The organism is Desulfosarcina ovata subsp. ovata (genome assembly GCF_009689005.1).
In the GTDB taxonomy this organism is placed as follows: Bacteria; Desulfobacterota; Desulfobacteria; order Desulfobacterales; family Desulfosarcinaceae; genus Desulfosarcina; species Desulfosarcina ovata.
On record NZ_AP021879.1, the window covers coordinates 2814089 to 2837648 of the forward strand.

16 protein-coding genes and 2 CRISPR repeat arrays (1 of these 18 only partly in view) are annotated in these 23560 nt (G+C 46.0%); of the genes, 2 read left to right on the plus strand and 14 right to left on the minus strand.

The genetic code is table 11. From position 1 onward, the window contains the following. Positions 1-1808: direct repeats of the CRISPR family, unit length 37 nt; unit sequence GTTTCAATCCTTGTTTTGTTGGATCGGTTTCTTCAAC; it begins 257 nt to the left of the window's first position. 91 nt (positions 1809-1899) lie between these two features. From tnpC to GN112_RS12635, 11 genes are all read right to left on the minus strand, one after another. Beyond that, on the minus strand, positions 1900-3294 hold the full coding sequence (gene tnpC, locus GN112_RS12585) for an IS66 family transposase (RefSeq protein ID WP_155308548.1): 1395 nt from the start codon (positions 3292-3294) through the stop codon (positions 1900-1902). 217 nt (positions 3295-3511) lie between these two features. Beyond that, positions 3512-5428: a CRISPR direct-repeat array (repeat unit 37 nt; unit sequence GTTTCAATCCTTGTTTTGTTGGATCGGTTTCTTCAAC). A 152-nt stretch (positions 5429-5580) separates the two neighbouring features. Then, a complete protein-coding gene (gene cas4, locus GN112_RS12590; RefSeq protein WP_155310544.1) occupies positions 5581-6177 on the minus strand; it encodes a CRISPR-associated protein Cas4 in 597 nt (198 codons plus the stop codon). A 33-nt stretch (positions 6178-6210) separates the two neighbouring features. Further along, positions 6211-8610 (minus strand): CRISPR-associated helicase Cas3', encoded by a 2400-nt coding sequence (gene cas3, locus GN112_RS12595; RefSeq protein ID WP_155310545.1) that lies wholly within the window; start codon positions 8608-8610, stop codon positions 6211-6213. Next, the gene (locus tag GN112_RS12600) at positions 8597-9121 is read right to left on the minus strand and encodes a type I-B CRISPR-associated protein Cas5 (protein ID WP_231717004.1); all 525 of its coding nucleotides are present in this window, start codon (positions 9119-9121) and stop codon (positions 8597-8599) included. The genes cas3 and GN112_RS12600 overlap by 14 nt, the downstream gene beginning before the upstream one ends. Before the next feature lie 62 nt (positions 9122-9183). Further along, positions 9184-10620, minus strand: coding sequence for an IS4 family transposase (locus tag GN112_RS12605; protein ID WP_197743311.1), 1437 nt, complete (start codon positions 10618-10620; stop codon positions 9184-9186). Between the two features lie 41 nt (positions 10621-10661). After that, positions 10662-10832, minus strand: a complete 171-nt coding sequence (gene cas5, locus GN112_RS12610) for a CRISPR-associated protein Cas5 (protein ID WP_231717005.1) — start codon at positions 10830-10832, stop codon at positions 10662-10664. Between the two features lie 104 nt (positions 10833-10936). Continuing rightward, the gene (locus tag GN112_RS34330) at positions 10937-12193 is read right to left on the minus strand and encodes a hypothetical protein (protein ID WP_231716904.1); all 1257 of its coding nucleotides are present in this window, start codon (positions 12191-12193) and stop codon (positions 10937-10939) included. Positions 12194-12261: 68 nt separating this feature from the next. Next, complete coding sequence (gene cas7b / locus GN112_RS12620; RefSeq protein WP_155310547.1) at positions 12262-13263, minus strand: type I-B CRISPR-associated protein Cas7/Csh2; 1002 nt, start codon at positions 13261-13263, stop codon at positions 12262-12264. A gap of 3 nt (positions 13264-13266) precedes the next feature. Further along, positions 13267-15117, minus strand: coding sequence for a TIGR02556 family CRISPR-associated protein (locus GN112_RS12625; RefSeq protein ID WP_155310548.1), 1851 nt, complete (start codon positions 15115-15117; stop codon positions 13267-13269). Continuing rightward, positions 15114-15779 (minus strand): CRISPR-associated endonuclease Cas6, encoded by a 666-nt coding sequence (locus tag GN112_RS12630; protein ID WP_155310549.1) that lies wholly within the window; start codon positions 15777-15779, stop codon positions 15114-15116. The genes GN112_RS12625 and GN112_RS12630 overlap by 4 nt, the downstream gene beginning before the upstream one ends. A gap of 410 nt (positions 15780-16189) precedes the next feature. Continuing rightward, positions 16190-17455 (minus strand): IS4 family transposase, encoded by a 1266-nt coding sequence (locus GN112_RS12635; RefSeq protein ID WP_155309288.1) that lies wholly within the window; start codon positions 17453-17455, stop codon positions 16190-16192. Between the two features lie 195 nt (positions 17456-17650). On the opposite strand from GN112_RS12635, the gene GN112_RS12640 reads away from it, so the two are divergent. Next, on the plus strand, positions 17651-18034 hold the full coding sequence (locus tag GN112_RS12640; protein WP_197743321.1) for a type II toxin-antitoxin system HicA family toxin: 384 nt from the start codon (positions 17651-17653) through the stop codon (positions 18032-18034). Beyond that, positions 18031-18369: a type II toxin-antitoxin system HicB family antitoxin gene (locus tag GN112_RS12645; protein ID WP_173179393.1), complete on the plus strand. Its 339-nt coding sequence runs from the start codon at positions 18031-18033 to the stop codon at positions 18367-18369. The genes GN112_RS12640 and GN112_RS12645 overlap by 4 nt, the downstream gene beginning before the upstream one ends. On the opposite strand, the gene cas2 is transcribed toward GN112_RS12645, so the two are convergent. The 3 genes from cas2 to GN112_RS12660 all read right to left on the minus strand — a co-directional run bounded on the left by cas2 (position 18366) and on the right by GN112_RS12660 (position 23558). Continuing rightward, complete coding sequence (gene cas2, locus GN112_RS12650; RefSeq protein ID WP_155310550.1) at positions 18366-18665, minus strand: CRISPR-associated endonuclease Cas2; 300 nt, start codon at positions 18663-18665, stop codon at positions 18366-18368. The two genes, GN112_RS12645 and cas2, sit on opposite strands and share 4 nt — an antisense overlap. 2 nt (positions 18666-18667) lie before the next feature. Further along, the gene (gene cas1, locus GN112_RS12655; RefSeq protein ID WP_155310551.1) at positions 18668-19684 is read right to left on the minus strand and encodes a CRISPR-associated endonuclease Cas1; all 1017 of its coding nucleotides are present in this window, start codon (positions 19682-19684) and stop codon (positions 18668-18670) included. Positions 19685-19784: 100 nt separating this feature from the next. Beyond that, positions 19785-23558, minus strand: a complete 3774-nt coding sequence (locus tag GN112_RS12660; protein WP_231717006.1) for an SIS domain-containing protein — start codon at positions 23556-23558, stop codon at positions 19785-19787. Positions 23559-23560 lie beyond the last annotated feature (2 nt).

Here is a 23560-nt window from a genome sequence, read left to right on the forward strand (position 1 = left end):
GGCATTCTACACCAAAGAGGGGGGAAGAGGATTCGTTTCAATCCTTGTTTTGTTGGATCGGTTTCTTCAAGCCGGATATGTATTCCTGCAATCCGACCGTAATGGGTTTCAATCCTTGTTTTGTTGGATCGGTTTCTTCAACACCGGAAGCATTCATTGCTATTGAAACGTCTTTAAGTTTCAATCCTTGTTTTGTTGGATCGGTTTCTTCAACCATGTCTTATCTGCGGGCCACACTCCAATCATTTCCAGTTTCAATCCTTGTTTTGTTGGATCGGTTTCTTCAACCCAGGAATATCATCACCGGAGGGATACCGCCTGAATGTTTCAATCCTTGTTTTGTTGGATCGGTTTCTTCAACTGGCCTTCAAAACAGTCTCGCCACCCTTTGTCACGTTTCAATCCTTGTTTTGTTGGATCGGTTTCTTCAACTTTCAACCATATCGGCAGTAAAAACAATATGTGAAGTTTCAATCCTTGTTTTGTTGGATCGGTTTCTTCAACTTCACCGAAATGACCGAAAAAGTATTTAACGGAAAGTTTCAATCCTTGTTTTGTTGGATCGGTTTCTTCAACAATGGATAGTTGCGGTATCGGAACCCGAGTACAAAGTTTCAATCCTTGTTTTGTTGGATCGGTTTCTTCAACTCTGGAATCCTATGAGACTCAATTCAATAGGGATGGGTTTCAATCCTTGTTTTGTTGGATCGGTTTCTTCAACATTTTCTTTCAAGGCGCCCCTGACAGCATCGGTGAGTTTCAATCCTTGTTTTGTTGGATCGGTTTCTTCAACTATGCCGGGAAGATTGGGGCGGGAAATCCTTGGAGTTTCAATCCTTGTTTTGTTGGATCGGTTTCTTCAACTCTGGAATCCTATGAGACTCAATTCAATAGGGATGGGTTTCAATCCTTGTTTTGTTGGATCGGTTTCTTCAACTTTTTTCATTTTTACTCCTCAGTTAATCATTCCATGTTTCAATCCTTGTTTTGTTGGATCGGTTTCTTCAACATTTTGCGCCGTTACTGGCAAGCAGGTTGTTTGGGGTTTCAATCCTTGTTTTGTTGGATCGGTTTCTTCAACTTTTTGCATTTTGGGCAGGGTTGCATGATGTATCCTGTTTCAATCCTTGTTTTGTTGGATCGGTTTCTTCAACTGTCATGTGTGATGCCGAATGCGCAAGAGATGCGGAGTTTCAATCCTTGTTTTGTTGGATCGGTTTCTTCAACAGACCTTGGAGACCGTTACCGGTTTCCCCAATCGGGTTTCAATCCTTGTTTTGTTGGATCGGTTTCTTCAACACCAAGCTGGTATGTGGCCCGAAGAGAAGTACCAAGTTTCAATCCTTGTTTTGTTGGATCGGTTTCTTCAACCCATCATCAGATGCTGTAAAGACTGCGTTGGATCTGTTTCAATCCTTGTTTTGTTGGATCGGTTTCTTCAACATGACCGGTGCCGAGGTGGTTTCCGGGGCGGTTAAGTTTCAATCCTTGTTTTGTTGGATCGGTTTCTTCAACCATTGTTATCAAGGGGGATAGGGTTAAACTGATACCGTTTCAATCCTTGTTTTGTTGGATCGGTTTCTTCAACACTTTTGCTGGATAAACGGTTGAGAAAAACCTTACCAGTTTCAATCCTTGTTTTGTTGGATCGGTTTCTTCAACCTTTGAATCCTGTAACCCGGTGTAATACAATGCGGGTTTCAATCCTTGTTTTGTTGGATCGGTTTCTTCAACCCTTATTTGCGGGATGCTGATGGTCGGCCATTGGTACGTTTCAATCCTTGTTTTGTTGGATCGGTTTCTTCAACACCTCCATGCCAATAACCAGCATTAAAGGCATACCGGTTTCAATCCTTGTTTTGTTGTAAACGGTCACGGGGCTATTAGCTGAAGAGAGGCTTAGATCCAACTCACATCAACAGAGATGCCTGCAAAGTAACATTCCAGGCATTCGACCAGAAACGGGAATGTGGCTTTATCTCTCAGTCGGCAGGTTTCTTTTACAGACAAGATTCGTTCGACCCAGCGGTTGCCTTTGTCGCTTTGCGTTCCCAGACTACATTTGCGCCATAGCACGCCAAAGCGCAGAGAGCGTTCGGCACGGTTGTTGGTGGGTTCGACGCCATCATGTTCGAGAAAGGTCCACAATGCGTCAATTTCTCGTATTATTTGCCTGGCCAGGCGTCCGGCATCATCGGTGTCGTCTTCAAAAAGGCTGAGGATGAGCAACAAGGAGTTATAAAAACGCTCCCATTTTAAAGGTGGCGGTTTGTTTTTTGAAAATTCGATCAGGGTATTCAAATGTGCCAAAATTAACTTGCCGCCTCGCCTTTCGTTGAGTTTTCTACTCTCGATTAACGCCTTGGCCTTTCGGATCAAATGGGCCAGGCAGGTTTGCCGGCCATGGACCCATTTGCAATAAAGGCCATAACCGTCGCTGATCAAGATGCCTTTCCAGTCGGCGATCAGTTCGAGAAAGGCCTGTTTGGATCTTTTCGGATCGATGCGGAAAAAGGCCACCATCGTATTGACCATTACCCAGAGCCATTGCAGATTGTGTTTTTCAAACCAGCTGGTTTCATCGATGAAGTTGCACTCACTGCTGCGGGCCACCTGGCCGATACGCTCATAGGTGGAGGCAATGGCCTCGGAAGCGCGGTCGATAACCTTTTGGATCGTGCCGGTGGCGATTTTGATATCAAACACGGAGTGGACCAGTTGCTGCACATTTCTCCGACTCATGGCCTTGATGCCACTCAGTTCGGCGATAAACGCACAAAACCGCGGGCCGTAGCCGGTGCTAAACGCCTCCGGAACCTGTGCTTTGACAATCTTGCCGCACCGAGGGCATTGACCTTGGTGCAGAACAAAATGGGTGATGTCCATCTCGATTTCAGGCAATTCGATATGTTGGTGAGTATGAAAGGGTCGCAGATTATCCCAATCTGATGAATGGAGACCGCAACCGCAGCACTTGGGCATCACATTTTGAGTATTGTTGGGCGTTAGCAGCATTTGCCCATGCCCCGGGTGTCCTTTTTGTCCGCCCGGTTTGCGCTCGCCTTTGGGCTTTTCGCGTTTGGGTTTGTTATAGGGCGGATCGGATGAGGGCGGTTTGCTGGAGTTGGTCGAGTTTTGGCGTTTTTGCTTTTCAAGCTTCTCGTTGTTTTTCTCCAGCTTGTCGTTTTGAGTTTTAATCGCCCGCAGCTCATCTTCCAGAGAAACGATGTACTGGCGTACCGGTTCAGCAGTAGCTTGCCAATCGGCATCTGAAATGGGTCTATCGGACTTCATGAAAAGCACGATAGCATACCAGAAATGGAAAGTCTAGATATTTTTAATTATTTCAACAAGTTATTGATTTTGTATGGGAATGTTGAAATTACGAGAGGTTAGCGGAGCGAAAAAAGTGCGCCGGATTGAGCGCCCAATATACCCCGTGAACGCTTACGTTTTGTTGGATCGGTTTCTTCAACGACCTCACCACCGCAACCATTTCCAAGGAAATGTTGTTTCAATCCTTGTTTTGTTGGATCGGTTTCTTCAACAATGGATAGTTGTGGTATCGGAACCCGAGTACAAAGTTTCAATCCTTGTTTTGTTGGATCGGTTTCTTCAACTGCTATTATCGAGCACGACGCCCAGCATTAATGGGGTTTCAATCCTTGTTTTGTTGGATCGGTTTCTTCAACCGGTTTTTCGTTCAAAGTACCCGCAATCTAACATCAGTTTCAATCCTTGTTTTGTTGGATCGGTTTCTTCAACTATGATGCTGATGGGTTGTTTGTCCCTGAAGTTGGGTTTCAATCCTTGTTTTGTTGGATCGGTTTCTTCAACCTACTTCACTTGAAATGGGAAGATAAATGTAATCATGTTTCAATCCTTGTTTTGTTGGATCGGTTTCTTCAACCAGGCCAGCTCAAAGATGGCATCCAAGATCTTCGAGTTTCAATCCTTGTTTTGTTGGATCGGTTTCTTCAACGACTTGGCCTCATGGGAGTCCATGAATGGTTGCTCGTTTCAATCCTTGTTTTGTTGGATCGGTTTCTTCAACATGACGCACAGTGATGAAAGCCAATTCAAAGGGATGTTTCAATCCTTGTTTTGTTGGATCGGTTTCTTCAACTCAAGCACTTAACACCTCGCGTAGATCAGAGGGAATGTTTCAATCCTTGTTTTGTTGGATCGGTTTCTTCAACCCCCTAAGGGCTCAGCCCTGTACGCGTTCCTCAAGTTTCAATCCTTGTTTTGTTGGATCGGTTTCTTCAACAAGGAAACCTACAATGAGGTCGTTGAAGCTCGCGTGTTTCAATCCTTGTTTTGTTGGATCGGTTTCTTCAACACGTAAGGAGATTGGTGAACCATGGAGATGATCAAGTTTCAATCCTTGTTTTGTTGGATCGGTTTCTTCAACTTATGGCATGGATAGAGAAAGGTGTTCATGACACGTTTCAATCCTTGTTTTGTTGGATCGGTTTCTTCAACAAGAAATCTACGCCGGGATCCTATCCGGTAAATACGTTTCAATCCTTGTTTTGTTGGATCGGTTTCTTCAACCCTTTGAATCCTGTAACCCGGTGTAATACAATGCGGGTTTCAATCCTTGTTTTGTTGGATCGGTTTCTTCAACCCGAACGGTCAACACCCGCATCGAGCCACATTTTGGGTTTCAATCCTTGTTTTGTTGGATCGGTTTCTTCAACCCATCTTTCTTGTCCTGCCAGCGGATCTTCCACAGTTTCAATCCTTGTTTTGTTGGATCGGTTTCTTCAACTAAGTATAAAGAATGTATGGAGTATTATGGATTATGTTTCAATCCTTGTTTTGTTGGATCGGTTTCTTCAACAATCTTCAGACTGCATCCTGGGAGGGAACCTATTAGTTTCAATCCTTGTTTTGTTGGATCGGTTTCTTCAACCTTATGGAATTGGCTGATCGTGCTACGGCTGAGTTGTTTCAATCCTTGTTTTGTTGGATCGGTTTCTTCAACACCGACTGTTTGTTATCAGATTATCACTTCTCTATGGTTTCAATCCTTGTTTTGTTGGATCGGTTTCTTCAACGTTTTGCTGGATAAAGGGTTGAAAAAAACCTTACCAGTTTCAATCCTTGTTTTGTTGGATCGGTTTCTTCAACTAGCAGTCGTTAACGCATTAAAACCTTGCCGTTCCCAGTTTCAATCCTTGTTTTGTTGGATCGGTTTCTTCAACCTGATAAATGGGCTGCAGAACTTCAAGCGTATAGTTGTTTCAATCCTTGTTTTGTTGGATCGGTTTCTTCAACTTGATACTTGGGGCTGGAATCGAACCGACATGAAATGTTTCAATCCTTGTTTTGTTGGATCGGTTTCTTCAACCTTTGAATCCTGTAACCCGGTGTAATACAATGTGGGTTTCAATCCTTGTTTTGTTGGATCGGTTTCTTCAACGCCGATTTTTGAATTTGCTCCTGTTTTTCAGTATGTTGTCTGTTTTCTTCCCGACCATTATAAAGCAAAATTTTACTTTTTTTACCCATTCAGCCATGGGATCACACCTCGGCAAAGTATGTTTAACATTCAGATATCAGGAGGTTTTTGTTCTAAATATTCCTTTCGCAAATATTTCTGTAACAACAATCCGGACAACGCCGCTTATATCGGGTAGGTTGGGGATACCTGCAGCGGCCAATTACATTCCACAATCCTTCGATGGTTTTGTCAAGTTCCTTGAAATCGGTATCCGCAAGAGAGACCTCTACCAACTTGTTACGACTGCGGGTATACACGATAAAGCCCCTGTTAACCGGAACATTAAAATTATCCTGGATCAATCTACCATAAAAAACCAACTGCATTCGATAGGTTTTGAAAAGCTTTTCTTTATACTCGGCGAACTTGTAATCAAGTGGTGCGGCGGTACCATCATCCAGAAATAGAATTTCATCCACAATTCCACGAATGCCGGAAGGGCTCGACAGATATACATCGCTTTGTTTATCCACCACGCCTATCTTTTTACGCAGGTAATCCGGATTAGTCTTTCGGATCCTATTATGCACATCGCGGCCTTTTTGAACTTTGAAGCGGTTTTCCTGGTGCTCGGGAATGTCGAGGACATTTTCGAAATAGGTGAATCTCGGACAGTATAAATATTCGAGCAAGTGTGTTGCCGTTAGATTGAGTTCACTCCGATCCATTAGGATTTACCTTGTTGCAAATTTTTTCTCAATTTAGAACGTATAAACATCATCAATTGTTCTGATCCATCCGGTTTCTTTGTCATAACAGGTCGGCATTTGTTCTTCGTTGACAAACACAAAATTGGTTTCTTCAAATTCTTTCTCGTGAACGTATTTCGCGGGTACGGATATAACATAATCATAAAAATCTTTACGGATAGCCAAAAATTTATTTTTACGCTCTAGTTTATCTTCGATTTGCATTATGGAAAGGTATGTTGCCCAGGTTTTTTGCGCATTGCTATCCAGCTCTATGAATATGTCTTTTCGTTCGTAACCTTCTTCCTCAATTAGTTTGAAGTTGTTGTAGACACTTAAAAATTGTAAATTTTCCATGAATTCAAGAATTTTGTCGGATTCTTGAGGGCTCATGCGCTCCTCGATTTTGGCGTAATATGTACTCATGTTTCTTAGAAAATCGGTTTCGCAAATAGTATCGTTTCCAGTTAGTACCTCTCTCGTCTGAAGCATTGACAGAGGATTTTTCCCATAAATATATGTTTCGAATGGTTTGTTCTTATTGGCATCGTCAAGCACCTGAAAAATTCTTACCTTTCCTTTTTTAGATCCCAGATGGCGATTGCACCGACCACAAACCTGGTTGATTGATTCCAGCGGCCCCATATCACGCCAGACATTGTCTATGTCGATATCGACGCCGGCCTCAATCATCTGGGTTGAAACTATAATTTTTCTTTGCTTGCTCTTTCGAATTCCGTCAATTCGCTTGAGACGCTCGATGGGAACGATATTGGTGGCCAAAAAATAATATTGAGCCTTGATACGGGTTTCACGGAGGCTTTCGAATAATTCCAGGGCTGAATTCACCGTGTTCATGACAAACAAATAGGATTCATCCGTAGATTGAATTGCCTCTTTGCACACCTGCTTGAACTCCTGAAGAGTCAACGGATCTTTTTCAAATGAGATATCCACCCTGTCCAATTGAGAAAAATATTTAGCTTTAGAGGGAACGAGTTCCTGAATTTCAGTTGAGTCGAATATTTTTGGTTGCGTTGCCGTGATCAGGATAAACCATGTATTGAACAGTTTTGAGATACTGAACATGATATGCTTGACCAGTTTCCAGTATTTATATGGCAAGGACTGAATTTCATCGCATAAGACAATGGCGTTGACCATTTTTTCGAACTTGACCATCATTCTATTGCGGTTTGTCAGAATTGAGTGAAAAAGTTGAAACATGGTCGTGACCACAATTTCAGACTCCCAGCTTTCGATCAGAAACTTGGATTCGTCGGTTTCGAACTCATGATCGCCAGCCTTGAAATAAATATCCGCAAGGTGATGATGCTTAAGTAATACGTTTGTTTCAGGATTGGATAAAATACCTTCGAACACTTGGTAATTCTGATCAATAATACTGGTAAACGGTAGTGTATAGATAATCCGCGCACGCTGATTTTTCTCTCTTTCAAGGCGTGCTCTAAGCTGGAGTGCCGTTGAAAGGCAGGTAAAAGTTTTCCCTGTACCAGTAGGAACATTCAAGGATAGAATTTTTCCGGCATCAATATCAATGTTTGAAATTGTATTGTCCGCATCGTTAAAAATATTGCTGCGGATTATATCCATCTCTGTTTTGGGAGGTCCGAATTCGCTTTGGATATACTCTTTTACAATGTCTTTATTGATATCGACTTTGTTGAATGTATAGCGGTCGCTGAAAATCGCCTCTTTTTTATCCGCCTGAATCAATAGCGAAAAGAGGTATTGAAAAATAAAAAAGTAAGATAGTTTTTTTCGGAGTCGTTTTGTCCGTGATTTTTCATTTCGATAAATGTTCTGCTTGAAATAGGCTGATAATTTTCCCGGGAAATCAGCTTTTTGTATTTCTATGCCCCATATCTGCCTCGGGAAAACCATCAGATGATCGAATATATCCGTGTCTATGGATGCAAATTGTTTGTCAATATATTCGTATTCATCGTCTAATTCGTTATTATCGTTGTTGTTCGGCATTCTGACCGCGTTACAAGGATTGCCGTGATGGCGCTTGATGGCCATAAATGTGAAAAACGGCATCAATTCCCATAAGACATTTTCCGTGTTTGCTTTATCAACAAGCCCGCTGATGATAAAATGAGCGATGACTGCCGATATAAAACCATGGCGGGTCTCTTTTTCATTCTTCATGCGGGCTTTTTCGGATTCATCCGTTTCCGCCAGATATTTTTGGAAAAACGGGGTTGCCTTGCCGATATCATGCAAAAAGCCCATCATCCAGACAAGCATCTGCCATTCTTGTTGATCAACGCCGAATTCAAAATTGAGTTTAGTCGACCGGAATGTATTTTCACATAGGGATGCCACGTTCAGCAAGTGCTGTTCAAGAGGAATACCCGGATGAGAGCATATTTCAGAAAAAGACAACGTTCTCTCCATTTTCTGTTTGATAGAGTCCTTTAACGCTGCAAGTGATCGGCAAGCCCCTTCTTTCGAAAAGCACATCCTCGCGCCGCGTCACCACACGCTCAGGTGTCATTTCCACGGGGTAATTGATTTTGAATATTTCCTTTCCATTTTCGAATTCAACAGAAGTATCATCCTGCAGCGCGGAACAAGGAATGACGGAATTAACAATTTGCTGTTTTTGATCACTCAAAGAAGAAATTGTATGCTCACCACAGTATTCGAAATCGGCCAGCAGCTCGCTTAAACCAAGAGATACAGTATAATATGACTTGTGGGCAGCAAGATTCTCCCTAAGACGATCATGTATTTCTTGATCATTGTGGGAGAAATAAATTTTAAAGCGAGGATTTTTTAAAAATTCTGTACGGATCTGTGTTCGGTTGTGGATTTTCCAGAAATGCCTTTTAGTGTCTATCAGGTTTTGTGTCCACCTTACTTTGTTTACCGGATTGATGAGGCAGATTGCCACATGATAGTCAGATGGGTTCAAAAACCGTTTAAGATACTGTTCCCAGCCCTTTCAAGGTAGTACTATGACTTCTTTCTCTCAGCGAGTATTTTCGCGGTTGAAACATGTGGCTTGTTTTTCATCGCAACCCGCTTCGGTTTGGGCTTTTTGGGACCTCGAGGATGCTTCTGGTACTTTGATAATTTTACGTTGCCAGCTAATTCTTCAAGCAACCGAACCAGATCACTTTCTGGCATGTCTCTAAAAACGACCCAATGGTCGCTTTCGATAACGATCATCATCCCTTGGTAGACGCCTTCGATTTCATTGGCGATGTAATAACCAGATACGTTCCGTTCTATGAAATCGACACCGTGAACACTGCCCAGTGCTGCTTTTACAACGGACATGCTGATATAGGCGACCAGAGCAACGCAAAAACCGAAAAGAGCGGCACGAGGATAGCCCAATGCATTAATTTCAGAGTTTAAATATTCAGCGAGACGCTGAAAGGCCGTTTCGATGGTCCATCGATCCCGATACAACCGGGCAACTGTTTTAGCGTTTGCTGCGCTCTTTGATAGATTCGTGATGATGAAAATCTCGGTATCACCATCACGGGTTTCACCCTTCAGCTTCACGCGAATCCGCCTGAAGGCGTGCTCTTCGCCAGCTTCATCACGAACCCGGATGGGTTGCTCGTATACGGTTCCTGTTTCGATTTTGCCGATATATTTTTCCTTTCCAATTAGCTCGAGAGGATAATTCCCATGCTCACGGATAATGAACCACGCATCCCGCTTATCGATGCCGCAGGTGAATTCAACCACGCAGAAATTGCGATCGGCAACCCAAACATCATCGGCAACAATAGTTTCAAGCACCGTTTTCAATAATGAGCGTTCTTGCGCATGGCCGTCTTCGCAAGGAAACACATCGATGGGCAGGTGCAACATCGAATCGTACACAACCAATGATTTCCCCGGAAGAGGACCTGAGGCTATGGACCGCAACTCTTTGATTCGGTGATGGCTCTTTTCGATACAGTTGCCATCAAGCAGTTTGATTCGTTTGCCAGGCAAAGGGGAGTTTTGTTTACCCAACAATCTTTGAATAATAGGTTCCACCTGCTCGGCGGCATATCGGACCAAAGCTGCCGATGTACTTGGTTCCATGCCGTTCAACTTATTGTAGATTGAGGTAACTGAAACGGCAATATCCTCTTTTGAAGCCTGGAAGGCTGCGTGAATTGATCGCTGGCTTCCCTGAACGACCTGGCTCATCAGGTAAAAAAGCGTCGAAAACAAAAGGTCCCTTGTGTATTGTTCTTTAGCGGTGTTCTCGAACCATTCGTCCAATTGCTCAGGATTCAGTACCTTCTCCATCAAACCACGAGCCATGACAGAAATCGGAGAATTCTTGATGAACGGCGTAAAAACAGGACTCAACATGATGTCACCTCCCAAATAATACAGTTTTTCTTTTTTACTGTATATTTTGGGGGTGGGTTTGTCCAGCATTTATTTAATAAGTTCATCCAGTTATGAATGGTCTTTTAGTGCTACCTTGAAAGGGCTGGATACTGTTCCTTATCAAGCCCGATGATGGCAGAAACAATACCGACCACCGAAGTTGGCGGCGGGAATTCAAAAGTCAGCGGCGATGTCGTAGTATAATATTTTCTGAAATGCCCGTAATCCCCCCATAGCTTAAAGGCCAAGACCCGGGTCATTTCAGTACCTCGGCGGATTCATCCTTAAAAAGGTCAAGATTTTTCAATTCAACGTCTTTACCATTTCTGTTGAACCTGAGTTTTTCATCTACAATAAATGCTGATTATATCGGATTTTGGGGAGGTCTCCGGTACCCACCCAAAGAAGCCGAAACGTACAAGTTTTGCAACCAGTTGTTGTGATATCTGAATTGGTTTAGCTGTTCCGCCGGACTTTTAAATCCATTGTGCAACTTAACCGTTCGAGGATTGTATGGTGAAAAATTATTGATGAGCGTCCATCCTCGAATACTCAACTGCGCTGCATCCATCGATCCATGAAAATATTGGGTACTGTACAGGTGGCGATCCATTCTTTGCATCAACCGGTCAACCATGTTACTGGTTCGGTGTGCTTTAGGATGATCGTAGGCAACACGATAGGCGGCAATGTTTTTCCGTAACTTCGTTATGGGATCTATGATAACGGATGGCACAGCATTCTTTTCGCACCATTCGTACAACCTTCTTATTCTTTGGGAAAACGATGCCTTACTTTCAGCGCGATAACACTCCCATAGCTTTGATGCGGCGTTTTCAAAAATATCTCGGTATTTCTTTTTGGCACGGTCACGAATTTTGATAAACACATGAAGAAAACAGCAAATGATAACTACTGCCGGGAAGAGGAATTGCCACGCATTTCGGGTGGCTTTCCAGCCGTCCATATTCACGGTTTCCGGTGAATATTCCGGCTTTATACACTGGGCCTCTTGTTTGTACACTTGATACGCATCTGTTAACGCTTGTTCTCCGGCGTCTTTGGCAACGGCTGCACCGAGAATACAGCCATCACCAACTGTCGTGGCCACATACGTTTTTTCACCTAAAATTCGAGTATGCTTTTCATCAGCGGCAAGATGTTCGGGAACATCTTGAGGATTTCGGACAGTTGTTCCGACAATGCTGTTTCGCCCGATAGATTGTTCGATTCGATACCAATACATGGGATCTTTTCCGAAAACACGACTTATGGCCCAAAATGGTATGTCGAACTTTCTAAAAAACATTGCATCTTCGATTTCGTCAACAAATCCAACGAGGTATGGCAGTACAAATGAAGGACGAATGGTGTAAGCAACACCGGATATTTTAATTCGACGGATCCATATGGATTGTTTTTTTGAGTAATAAAGATCCTTCATCCGATATCCATTTTCGATTTCAGCCGGGAATAATTCCGGAAACAGTTCGATCCTTTTGTTTACGGAAGTTCTGAAATCAACCGGGTTGAGTATGTTGCATTCATAATTGCCTTGAGAAAAGGGCAAACATATGATTCTGTTGTTTCGGTTAGCGGATCTTGTATCTGCTATTCCCATATAGTTAGAGACCTCCTTTGGCGGGATGTGTCTCTAACTATATAAAATTATTAGTAAAAAGTCTAGACTCAAATCTTCAATAATATCAACATGTTGTGTTTTTGTCGGGGGATAGGCCACTGTATGTTCGGCTTATTGGAATCAAACTCCCCAAAATCCGTTATAATCAGAATAAATGATACAGACTCAATATGATCTTTTACCTTGTCTATGCTGTCAGTCAATTCTGTTATGTCAATTGAATAGTTTTCGGGGGTGCGTATTTTTGCATGGACCATATCGGATTGCAGCCGGATTCGGTTATCCAATTCACCAATGAAAAAATCAGGTTCCTTGTACCGGATAGAAAGTAGCAGTCGTGGCATCTGCCCGAATTTGGATCGCGAAATCAATCCTTTGGTCCCCATCCACATGGCCTTTTTTAGATCAAGGATGTCCGATTCAGTGAGGCTGGTATGTTTTCCGGCATTTTCATTGACGATGCCGTAGAATCCGATCAGCGAATAGGAAAGAACATACTCCTCCCGGAATGTTTTTCGGGTCGCACCTTGTTTAGAAGCAAACGCTCCGGTGCCTTTCAGGAATTGAAGATTGACAGCATGCAGGGATTTCCCCATACGAAACTGTACAGGGCCAGTGTAAGTCAATGAGCTTGTAACTTTTTCCGATTTTTTTCCTTTTTTAACCGTTAAATCCAGTGGGATGGTCGCTCCGAACAACCTCACGTCAATGCAGGAATCCAGGATTTTTGAAGCGATTGCTTTCTTTTGCTGTTCCGCAGACATTCCGGCCAATTCGTCTGCATCATCCGGCAGATAATCGGAAGCCCTGAGTTTGGCATCCTGGATGTGGCCATCCTCGTCGTAAATTTTTTCGCGCACGAAAATGTCCTGCCCGTTTTTCAATAAGTAATCGCGGACAGTGCGTTTCAAACGAACATCGGTGACGATGTTTTTACCCGTTTCTTCATCGATCCTTGGTCTGTTCTCGTCGTTGGGATCACCGTTGGGATTTGCATTTTCAAGATCGTAGAGGAACAGCAATTCGGTTCGTTTTGTCACATCAGCCATGGCCTAATCCTCCTCATCTTCTTTTTTGACTTTAAAATAGTCGGAAAGATTCATTCCTAATACAAAGATATAATTCATTTCATCGATAGTCAGGCTCCATTTTTGATCGTCACCGGCGGATAGGAACTCTTGTGAAATCATTATACGTAGATTTTTGTAACCAAAGTGTTTGTACTGCGCCAATTTGTCCTCGATTTTGGGAAGCAAGCCCTGAATATCCGCACTATCCATCTTTAATCCTTTTAGTTGGCTTCTAAACGGAGTTGATTCCCTTGTGGCCTGCTGAATGTTGAGAAGTAACTTCGTCAATACACCGGTCAGGAAAATGGCTTTCTTTGCGTGAGTTCCAAAAAAATCCTCAAATTGAATAAAAAACTCAACCACTTTGCCTTCATAATCATCTTCTTTTCTGATTTCAAAAGAATTATAAAACTCTGTTGCCATTTTGCTTGCTCCTTCAAAGTCATTTAATAGTCCAAGCTCATAAAAGTAACTTATCATCATGAAACCGCTGAGAACCTGAAACCATTCGTTTTCAGCGTTGGCAAAACGATTCCGGACGGCAATCATGATTTGGCTGATTAGAAAGTCCCATTGGATCGGCATACCTGCGAAAACCTTGTGAACAATTTGCAGGAAATCCTTGTCGTGGTTGCCGCGGGCTTTATCTCTCGGAAAAAACAACCTAAGCACACCGAAGCTGAAACGAAAGATTCGCTTTCCATCTTTTTGGGGGAGCTTGAAAATAAATATTTCATCAATAAGTGATTTCGCATCATATAGACGTTTGATTCTGGAGGGGAGTACCTCTTCGATGTTTTCAACGATTCGGAATACGCCTTTTTGGGGTTTGTCGTAAAACAGCAAAGTAAACTGCGCATGATTTTGATTGTCCCTTAGAAGCCAAATAACATCTTCCTCCGGATTCAGAACTGTGTGTCTTGCCTCGTCAGACACCGCCAGCTTCTGGTTGTATTCCTTAATCGTGTCTATGATTTCTGATCTGCCGATATTATGGATAAGCCTTGGAATGAGATAATAGCGACAACCATAAAATCTAAAATCAAAATAGTTTTCCTTCTCTTTTATTCCCGTTTCGATGTCGAGCGCACACTCCAGGCAAACCGGATAATTTTTCCAACTCTGATCCTGGAGAAATCCCCCGGCAACCATTCCCGGTTTATCCACCGTATAAAAACCCAATGATGTGAAATATCCGAAGACCTCTTTTTTAAAATCATTGCATATGGAGCAAACTTTATCAGTGGAATAGGAATACTTTTTAAATGTTTTTGAAAACTTGTAAGATGCTTTACTCTCCTGAATGATAAACGCAGCGATGGATGGGATATCGCCGATATATTTTTTGTTTTCGTTTTCGATCAATTGGAGTGAGAGAACAACGCCTTTGGCTTCGGTCAGTTTGTGCTGATCTTCCAAATCGCCTATTATGCGTTCTTCATTCTGAATCAATGCTGAATGAATTTTATCCAAGTACTCCTTTTCCGGAGGTTCAAGGAATTCTGCATCTTTATTGGAGACAAACCACGCCATGACTTTTTGCTTAAATGTACCGGATATGCTTTTGGCAACTTTTGCAGTGGGTGTCTTGTCAGTTCCCCTGGAAGTTCCACGTTTGTAGACCAGATTATCTTTTAAATGGGAACCGTTCTCATGGACATCGATCTTTTTGTAGCCCCACTCCTTAGTGTCATCGGCTCTTTCCAGGACAATGAAAAAGACAATGTCATACTTACCCCCATCATAGGAATCTTCCAACCAGATATCGAAATCCGTCATCTGAGGATCTTGTTCCTTGGCATACCGACCAAGTTCGGCGATGGCGTTGATCATAGCATTCTCCTTACGGTCCCAAATCCCCTCGAAACTGATTTCCCCAACCCAAGGTAATCGGGGATCATAAAATTGGTTTTAAAAATCCCCTTAAAGGCCGTCATTTGTTTTCCTTTGAGATTTACCTGTTGAGGTTTCAGCTTCAGATCCACGGTTATTTTCTGCTCTTTTTCAAGATAAACATCCAGGTACTTGGACATGGAGAGCATGTTGCCGACCAGTATCCGTCTAAGCAGGTTGTTGCGCTCCGATTCCGTTTTATATGATTTGTAGGATGCGAAATTTTTCTGATTCAGCCCGATCCAGGGCGATACGAATTCGTACATAAACGTCTCATTGGAAAATCCGAATTCGACATCGTCCACCTTCAGGTTCTTCTCATAAACGGGAATATCGCATCCGTTGATGCGGATATGGTCCAGTTGCATGAAGATCTCGCCAAACACCTTAATTGCGCGTTCAGTTATGGAAATGATGGCCGGAACATTATCGATCAGTTTAAACTGAATCAACGGATAACGGTAAATGACCTTGTCGGTAGTGAGGTCATGGTTGTGGATCAGGTCATGGTTTTTAAAGGCGTTGCCGACATAGCCGCGCAATTTGTGGATCTGAGACGGCCTCAAGCGGACATTGCTGAAATAGAGCGTGGCGATTTTCATTTTCGTCCAATCTGAATTTCACAATTCAATGGATGCCCCCGGATCGGGTCCGGGGCAGGCTTATCAAGTCCGGCATGACGAGTCAGGCACTTTTTACGGGCTCATTAACTAAACCGGCAGCTACTTTAAAAGTATGGTGCATCCGTCTCTATGCCCACTCTTATTTGGTGTCGATTCTTTTTCATGGCTGATCACAGAACCCTTTCACCTGTAGAGAAAGACTCGCCACACAATTGGTGTCATCGTAAAAAAAATGGAACGGTAGGTACTATCTAATTTTGGTCGTGGCTGGAACTGTTAAATAAATTGTTGCTGTCTGTTGTCGGGTATCTCTACGCTCAACCCGATCTACCATATCTGCAACAATTTATTGAGATGTTTCGATTATTTTCCAATACTGTTCGGCACAGTCATTGATAAGAGTATTGAGCAATAACTTTGGCGATATTCACATCAAATATTTCTAACAAATTATTTTTTACTGCTAATAACCAGTGAAGACCAATTTTATAAAACTGTTTTAATTTTTCTCCAAGAAGAGTTACTAACCCGCAAACATATGGTCTTTTTGCATTTGAATTGGAGCATGAAGATGAAGTTAGCAAGGTTTCGTTCTTATTATTTTCTTCAGATTCATGCTCATCTTTTTCATTTTCTCTGCTTATTATTTCCGTATCTTGTTTGAATGATAATAACAATAGATAAGCAATCATATACAAGTAGAATTGTATCTGTACGCCATGAGGAGATTGGCTCATTAAGTGAATTCCCTTGAAGGTTCTTTTTATGAAGCGAAAAAAAAGTTCCACTTGCCACCTGTAAGCGTAAAGCATTATAATTTCGTAAGTTGTCAAATCATTTCTGTTTGTGATCAAAATGTAGTTTTCGCCCATAGCCGTAAAGCTAACAATACGATAACTTGCTTTGTTTTCATCGCTATTGAATATTATATTTGAATCTGTGATGTCACTGAAAAATTTCAAGAATGTATCCGGTACGGTGGCAGTGAGACACTCTTTTACAGTGTACGTCATATTCGACTTTCCGCGAATAATAAAAAATGCATTGCTGTCGGATATCTGCTTGAACAGATTGAAAGCGATATAGCCTCGATCACAGACATATGTAATGCCTTCGCGAAGAATTTGCTTAACAAATTCTTTTTCGGAAAAGTTACCTTCCGTACTGATAAATTCGGTTGGAATCATTCGGTTGAGTTCAAAAGATAAATGCATTTTGATCGCATTAGCGGTTTTCTTGTAACAAGCCCATGCCATATTGGAAATGGCCGGAAAAAGCGAACCATCTACAATTAGCATTTTTCCAAGATGACTGATTTCCGGAATTTTATGCAAATCCAATTCTTTTACCAACTGATGGAATATATCTTTAAATATTTCTGGGGGATAACGATTAAACGCTTCATTATACATAGACTTCGATGCGACGACCAATCCTAATGCCTTAGCAGTTGGTGATGTTTTGATCTCAGTGACGATTTGTCCAACGCTTTTAATTCTGGTTATTATTCCAAAAAGCAAATTTGTGGTGAACGATGATAATGAAAGCTTGTAAGTGTCCAAATCATTATGGAGACTATTTTGAGTAACCTCAATCAATGGTAGCACCGGTGATAGAATTGTTTGAAAAACATTTTTGTCGATGTGTTCGCTCATGGAGACCTCCTGGTTAATTAATTGTACCCACCATGATTAAAACACAAAGCGATCTTTTTGTCCAGCGCTATTTTTTATTTTAATAACAAGATGTTACGGCAATATGTATGCCGAACGGTATTGATTATTTTCGTTAACAATCCATTTTTATATTGAATTTGTCAACTGCAGAGTTGCGTTTGAAAAGATACAAAGGTGTATGAAAGGCATTTATTTCTTGAAACGGTACTGATATATGGTACTATCTTTATTGTGAAACGCAAACATCAAAAGATCTTGGACGCCATATTTATAAGACCGGTGGGAGGTAATATTAAATGGCGTGATATTGAAGCCTTGTTCGTTGAATTGGGTGCCGAATTAAGCGAACGTGAAGGTTCACGAATCGGTGTTCGCCTGTTTGGTGAAAGGAGGGTGTTTCACCGACGAAATTACCGCCCGATGACCGTCGGCATCGTCCGCGTTCGCCTGTTTGGTGAAAGGAGGGTGTTTCACCGACCGCATCCTTCGCCGAATACGGACAAAGGGGCTGTCGCCAGCATTCGAAAATGGTTGGCGGACAACGGAGTAACACCATGATGAACATTATGGAAATCAATGGCTATCAGGCGGTCATCAAATATGACCCGGAAATTGAAATGTTTCGTGGAGAATTCATCGGTCTTAACGGCGGAGCCGATTTTTATGCCGGCGATATTGATGGGCTTCGCAGAGAGGGAGAAACGTCACTAAAGGTATTCCTGGACATGTGCAAGGAAGACGGGGTGGATCCGCGCAAGGCGTTTTCCGGTAAATTCAACTTGCGTGTATCTCCACAGTTGCACGCTCGTATCGTTACCCGCGCCGCCGCAGAGGGGAAAAGCCTGAATCAGTGGGTAGCGGACCTGCTCGATGAGTCCATCAGCGCCGATTAAAAAAACTTCGCCAAAATTTCATCATTGACCAGTTTGCGGTCAAACCCCTGGCCCAGCACATTGATACGCCGGAAATCCTCCTGGCAGAAGGGGAACAGGTAGACGCTGTCGGTGTCTTCGTCGATCATGTCGCGGCATATCTCACCCAGCTCATCGAAACGGTTATTTTCCAGGCGGCCCAGGAAAACGCTTTTTTGGACCCGTTGCAGGCCGAACTTTTTGCATTGCTTGGCCACCCGGTTGCGTACGCCGTCTTCGACAATATCGTAAACGATCCAGACCAGGACGGAAGACATGATCAAAACTCCTTGATTTCCAGCCACTCGGGCCGTTTTTCATCCTCGTCGGCCAGCAGGATGTTGGCCAACCGGTGGGCTTCGTGCTGGATGATGTGTTTGCGTTTGACGTTTTTACGCCGGTAGCGGACAGATTCTTCGAGGTGGGTATTCATGGATTCAACGACAATCGGTTTTCCCTGGGTGTTGAGCGATACGGCGTTTTCCGAGACGTCAAAATAATCGTCCTTGATTTTGCGTCCCGTGAACAGGTAGACGGCGGACTGTTCGGCGAAAATGCGGAAAGGCTCGATCAGGTCGAAGACAAGGGACTTCTTGTTGTAATTGTCCGTATGCAGAAACCCCACATAAGGATCGAGACCGGCCAGGATACAGGCCTTTTCAACCCGGCTGTAAAGGATGCCGTAGCAGTAATTGAGGACCGCGTTGAAGGGGTCTTTGGCCGGCTGGCGGGAGCGTCCGGAAAACCGGTATTTCTCTGGAAACAGTTGGGAGAGGCACTGGAAATAGGCCCGGCCGGCAGTGCCTTCATAGCCCATCAGCCGGTTACGGATATTTTCATCCCTAGCCTCCAGATCTTTTAGCTCCTCGATCGACTGGTTAATCGTCGCGAGGGGTTTCTCGAATTGAGCCTCCTTTCCGGGGCGCGCATACATCAATTTCTTAAGATATTGAAACTGGTTATCAAGCTTCTGGCTGATCATATCCGAGACCAGGGCAAGCCCCTTTTCCCCATTAACCTCAGCGGTGAGTTGCCTGCGCCGAATCATCGCCGTACTGCCGGTTTTGGCAAACCATACCCGGCCCACCGGATCGCCGTATCCATCCAAAAAGACAATGTCGATGTTATGTTCCAGGGACAGGGCCACCGCCTGGGTGGAAAGCATGGCCTTGTTGGTGATGACGATGGATTCAACCTTCAGGGGCGAGACGTCGAACCGTTTGTCCTGGTTTTTTAAGCGAAAAATGCCGTCTTTTTGGGTAATCAGGGTGCCAGGGGTGTTGATGACCAGTTGCATAATGATTGTTTCCTCTTCTCATGAAGGTTGGAACTCCAGAAAGCGGAACAAACTGGCAACATTCAACGGTTGCTGTGGATAGGCGTTGAATGACAGAATCCTATCGATGCCGCGCCACCATCCCTTCGGCCAGTTTTTCCGCCGAGTGGCCGAACAGGTCATCCACGGGTACGTCGTCCAGGTAGTTGTCGGCCCAGGGCACACTATTCTCCTGGACGATATTTTTGATGTGCTCGTACTTGCCGCCCAGGGCCCTGATTTTGGTCGCCAGGGGAATCTCCGCCTTGAAGCCGATATTGAGCAGCAGCAGGTAGCGGATGCGGCTGCCGTCGGCAGGATCCTCGGAGGTCGCCGGGATGACCACGATACTGCGTCCGTCCTTGCGGCCCTTGCCGATATAGACATTGCCCTGGCTGACAATGATCCGTTTGCTGCCTTTGAGTACCGGATCCTGCTCCACCCGCGAGGGGATCTCGGCTAGGATGCCGGTCTTTTTTAGGATGGCAATGGTGGTCTGGTCCGTGGGGTCGCCCAGCAGGCCCAGCCCGTCGATGCGGTAAAGAATACTGCCGTTGATCCGCTCGATGACCCCCTGGATGTTTTTCATGACGATGACGTTGCGGTTGACAATCTGGGCGGTCTCCAGGGCGTGGTCGGCAAGGGTATCGAAGAGGATGCCCTCCACCCGCTCGCTGATGCGGCTGGTGCCCACAGTGACCGTCTTGGCCTGGTGCTTGATGGCGTCCACCGGCCGGGACATGAGGTTGATGGACTCTCCCAGCACGCGGAACAGGGTATCGATGACGTTCTTGGCAGTACCGCGGATCCCGAAATCGAGCTCGAAATCGGTCAGCGGCAGCCGGCCCGACAGATATTTGAACAGCAGGGTCAGATCGGATGCGTGGGTGATCGCCGTGGGGAATGTCCGGGTACGCCGTTTTTCGCGGAACGCCTGATAGAAACCGAGAATTTCTTCGCGGAAGCTCTTCTCCAGGACCACTTCGTAGACGTCCAGCCCCTGGCCGGCCAGCCGGTCGAGGGTGTCGTGGATCGAGGCCCGGACATCGTGCAGGAAGCGCGAGCCTTCATGGATGGCCAGGGCCGCATGATAGCCCCAGATATGGCCCACCAGGGTGTTGAGGATGGGGGCAAACTGAGGACTCACCTGGGGCACGTGAAAGACGTCCTCGGCATAGGGCGTGAATCGCTCCTCGCCCTCGTCGGCAATGATCACCGGCGCCGCCTTGTGGGCCTTGAAGATGGCCGTGTCCTTGATAATGTCGCCGATGACGGTTCCCCGGGTTCCGGCGGCACAGACGATGATCAGCGGTTCGGAGGAGAGGTCGATATGCTTCTTGTCCTCCACGTAGTCCGAACTGATCGTTTTGTAGCACAGTTCGCTGAGCTTGATGCGAATTTCGTCCGCCGAGGCCTTGTTGGGTCCGCTGCCCACGGCTGCCCAATAGGTCTTGGTGGCCGCCAGTCGCCGGGCCGACATCTGGATTTGATTGCCCATGGCCAGGACCGTGCGCATGTGGTCGGGGATCCGCAGCAGTTCGGCGATCTGGTCCGAGAAAAATTCCTTCGAGCGGTTGCTCCGGATACCGGCCACCTTGAGCGCCAGCAGGGTGCCGGCCACGATCTGGGAGTAAAAGGCCTTGGTGGAGGCCACGCTCATTTCGATGTCCCGGCCGCTGGAGGTGTAGAGCACACCGTCCACCTTGAAGGTGATGTCCGAATCCCGCCGGTTGACAATGGCCAGGGTCCGGGCGCCGCGGGCACGGACCATGTCCACGGTGCGGTTGGTGTCGGTGGTGGTTCCCGATTGGCTGATGGCCACCACCAGGGTGTCGGCCATGCTGGTGGTGTCATCGCCTTCATTCAGCTCGAAGCCGCTCAGCTCGGAGGCCTTGAGGGCCCGTAACTGAATGGATGGATCAGCCAGATAGGCCTTGAAAATATCCGCGCAGGCCTGGGCGGCCACGCCGGCGGTTCCCTGGCCGACGAAGAAGATGCGCCGGATGCGATTTTCGGTAAAATCCGTCTCAAGGGCGCGCGGAAAGGTTTTCTCGTCCAGTTGGACGACGTAGTGGGGCCCGTCATCGGCTTCGGTGATCTTCCAGCGGTTGAGCAGGGTGCGTTCCACGGACAGCGGCGCTTCGGAGATCTCCTTTAAGAAGTAGTGCGGAAAATCCTGGCGATCGATATCCCGGGTGGTAATTTCGGTCTCTTTGACATCCGCGTCGGTCAGCGTAATCGGCGTGCCGTCGTAGTACATGGCCGTGACGCCGGCCAGGCCGCCGCCGGTGCGCTGGTCCAGGACGAAAATCTGTCCCTGGGTCTTGCCGTTCTTCCCATCCACCACCTTTTCTCCGTCCATCTTCAGGAAACGGGGCGTCTCTTCTATAAATCCGTAAACTTCCGATGCCGGCATGTAATGATCCTCGGCCAGCCCCACGAAAACCGCCTGGCCACTGCCTTTCTGGGCCAGGAAGAAGCGGCCGGGCGCCAGGTCGGTATGCATGGCGATAGCATGGGACCCCTGGAAGTCGCTCACCGCCAGGCGAAAGGCCTCGGACACGTCGACACCGGTTCTCAGGTAGCGTTCGATCTGCAGCGGAATAATCTTGGTGTCGGTGGTGATCGCTTCGGGAATGCTGCCACCGCCTTCTTCCAGGGCGGTTTTCAGTTCCAGGTAGTTGTCGATGTCGCCATTGAGGCATGCATGGATGATGGGGCGGTCTTGCATGGTTCCGCCGGCCAGGGTGTTGTCCACCGGATGGCAATTGGGTTCGGTGATGGCGCCGATGGAAGCCCAGCGGGTATGGCAGGAAACCGAGTGAAACGTGTGTGCGGATGCACTGATCCGCTGAAAGATCTCATCCTCGCGGATCTGGCGGCGCAAAAAGCGGATGTTGTCGCCCAGGCTGCCGATTTCGGCGGCTACCTTGTAAACCACGGTCAGGGCAACAATGGGATTTCCGTCAGCGTCCGTCGTCCGGTTGCAGCTGATGCTGGTATTGCTCAGCACATCGCGCTGCATGCGCCGGGCAAAAGACTCGCCAAGGCTCTGGTCGGCGAATGTCTCCTCAAGGGCGTTGTACGCCTCGGCCGGAAGGATGAAGAGGATCGAGATGCCGGCCGAATCTCTTCCGCGCACCTCCAGCCGGTCGATGCTGTTGAGCACGGCGTTGATCTGCCGGAAAAGGGTGATGCGGCTGTCCGGGCCGTGGTCCGCGCTGCCGTCCATCAAACCGGCAACGCGCCCGATGTTGGCGGCCAGTTCCACGTTCAGGCACCAGATCATGTCCTTGAGAATCTCGATATGGGAGGAGACGACTTCCACCGTGGCACTTTCAAGGCTGCCCGCCTGGTCAGCCAGGACAGCCTGCTCCCTTTTCAGGAGCGCCGACAGCCGGGAGCCCAGATCCGCCATACGCGTTTGGGTTGCCGGATTTTTGAACAGGGTGAGAAACGGCCTCTCCTGCTTGAGCCGGCGGATGGCGGTCAGCAACTCGTTCAGCGTGTCCGCCCCCCCCAGGTAGCACTCGGCAATGGTATCCGGATGATCCGCGCAGGCCGCCAGGTCGGCCTTCTCGGCCGCATCAACGAGCCGCTCCAAAGCATCCAGCTCCAACGCGGCCGGCTGCGCTCCCCCCTTTACCGCAATAATTCCGGCTAGGCCGCAGCACATCCGGTTGGGCTGGCAGGGAAAGAGAATCACTGCCGGCCCGGTCACCGCGGATGGATGACGGCCCCAGTGGATGGCCGGCGGTTGGCGGCAAAAACCGCCCATCTGTCGTAGTCCATGGATGGCCCGGTCAGTCGTGCGTCCGAGCATGAGGGTCAGGCTGGCGAGTGATCGATTTGTCATGG

Coding starts and splice junctions, on each gene's coding strand:
- cas2 (WP_155310550.1), bottom strand. CDS start 18,665: ATGTCTTCCGTCCTGGTCTGGATCGTTTACGATATTGTCGAAGACGGC.
- GN112_RS12660 (WP_231717006.1), bottom strand. CDS start 23,558: ATGACAAATCGATCACTCGCCAGCCTGACCCTCATGCTCGGACGCACG.
- cas1 (WP_155310551.1), bottom strand. CDS start 19,684: ATGCAACTGGTCATCAACACCCCTGGCACCCTGATTACCCAAAAAGAC.
- cas7b (WP_155310547.1), bottom strand. CDS start 13,263: ATGGCTGATGTGACAAAACGAACCGAATTGCTGTTCCTCTACGATCTT.
- GN112_RS34330 (WP_231716904.1), bottom strand. CDS start 12,193: ATGGGAATAGCAGATACAAGATCCGCTAACCGAAACAACAGAATCATA.
- cas5 (WP_231717005.1), bottom strand. CDS start 10,832: ATGACCCGGGTCTTGGCCTTTAAGCTATGGGGGGATTACGGGCATTTC.
- cas4 (WP_155310544.1), bottom strand. CDS start 6,177: ATGGATCGGAGTGAACTCAATCTAACGGCAACACACTTGCTCGAATAT.
- GN112_RS12605 (WP_197743311.1), bottom strand. CDS start 10,620: ATGCTGGACAAACCCACCCCCAAAATATACAGTAAAAAAGAAAAACTG.
- GN112_RS12645 (WP_173179393.1), top strand. CDS start 18,031: ATGATGAACATTATGGAAATCAATGGCTATCAGGCGGTCATCAAATAT.
- tnpC (WP_155308548.1), bottom strand. CDS start 3,294: ATGAAGTCCGATAGACCCATTTCAGATGCCGATTGGCAAGCTACTGCT.
- GN112_RS12630 (WP_155310549.1), bottom strand. CDS start 15,779: ATGAAAATCGCCACGCTCTATTTCAGCAATGTCCGCTTGAGGCCGTCT.
- GN112_RS12625 (WP_155310548.1), bottom strand. CDS start 15,117: ATGATCAACGCCATCGCCGAACTTGGTCGGTATGCCAAGGAACAAGAT.
- GN112_RS12635 (WP_155309288.1), bottom strand. CDS start 17,455: ATGAGCGAACACATCGACAAAAATGTTTTTCAAACAATTCTATCACCG.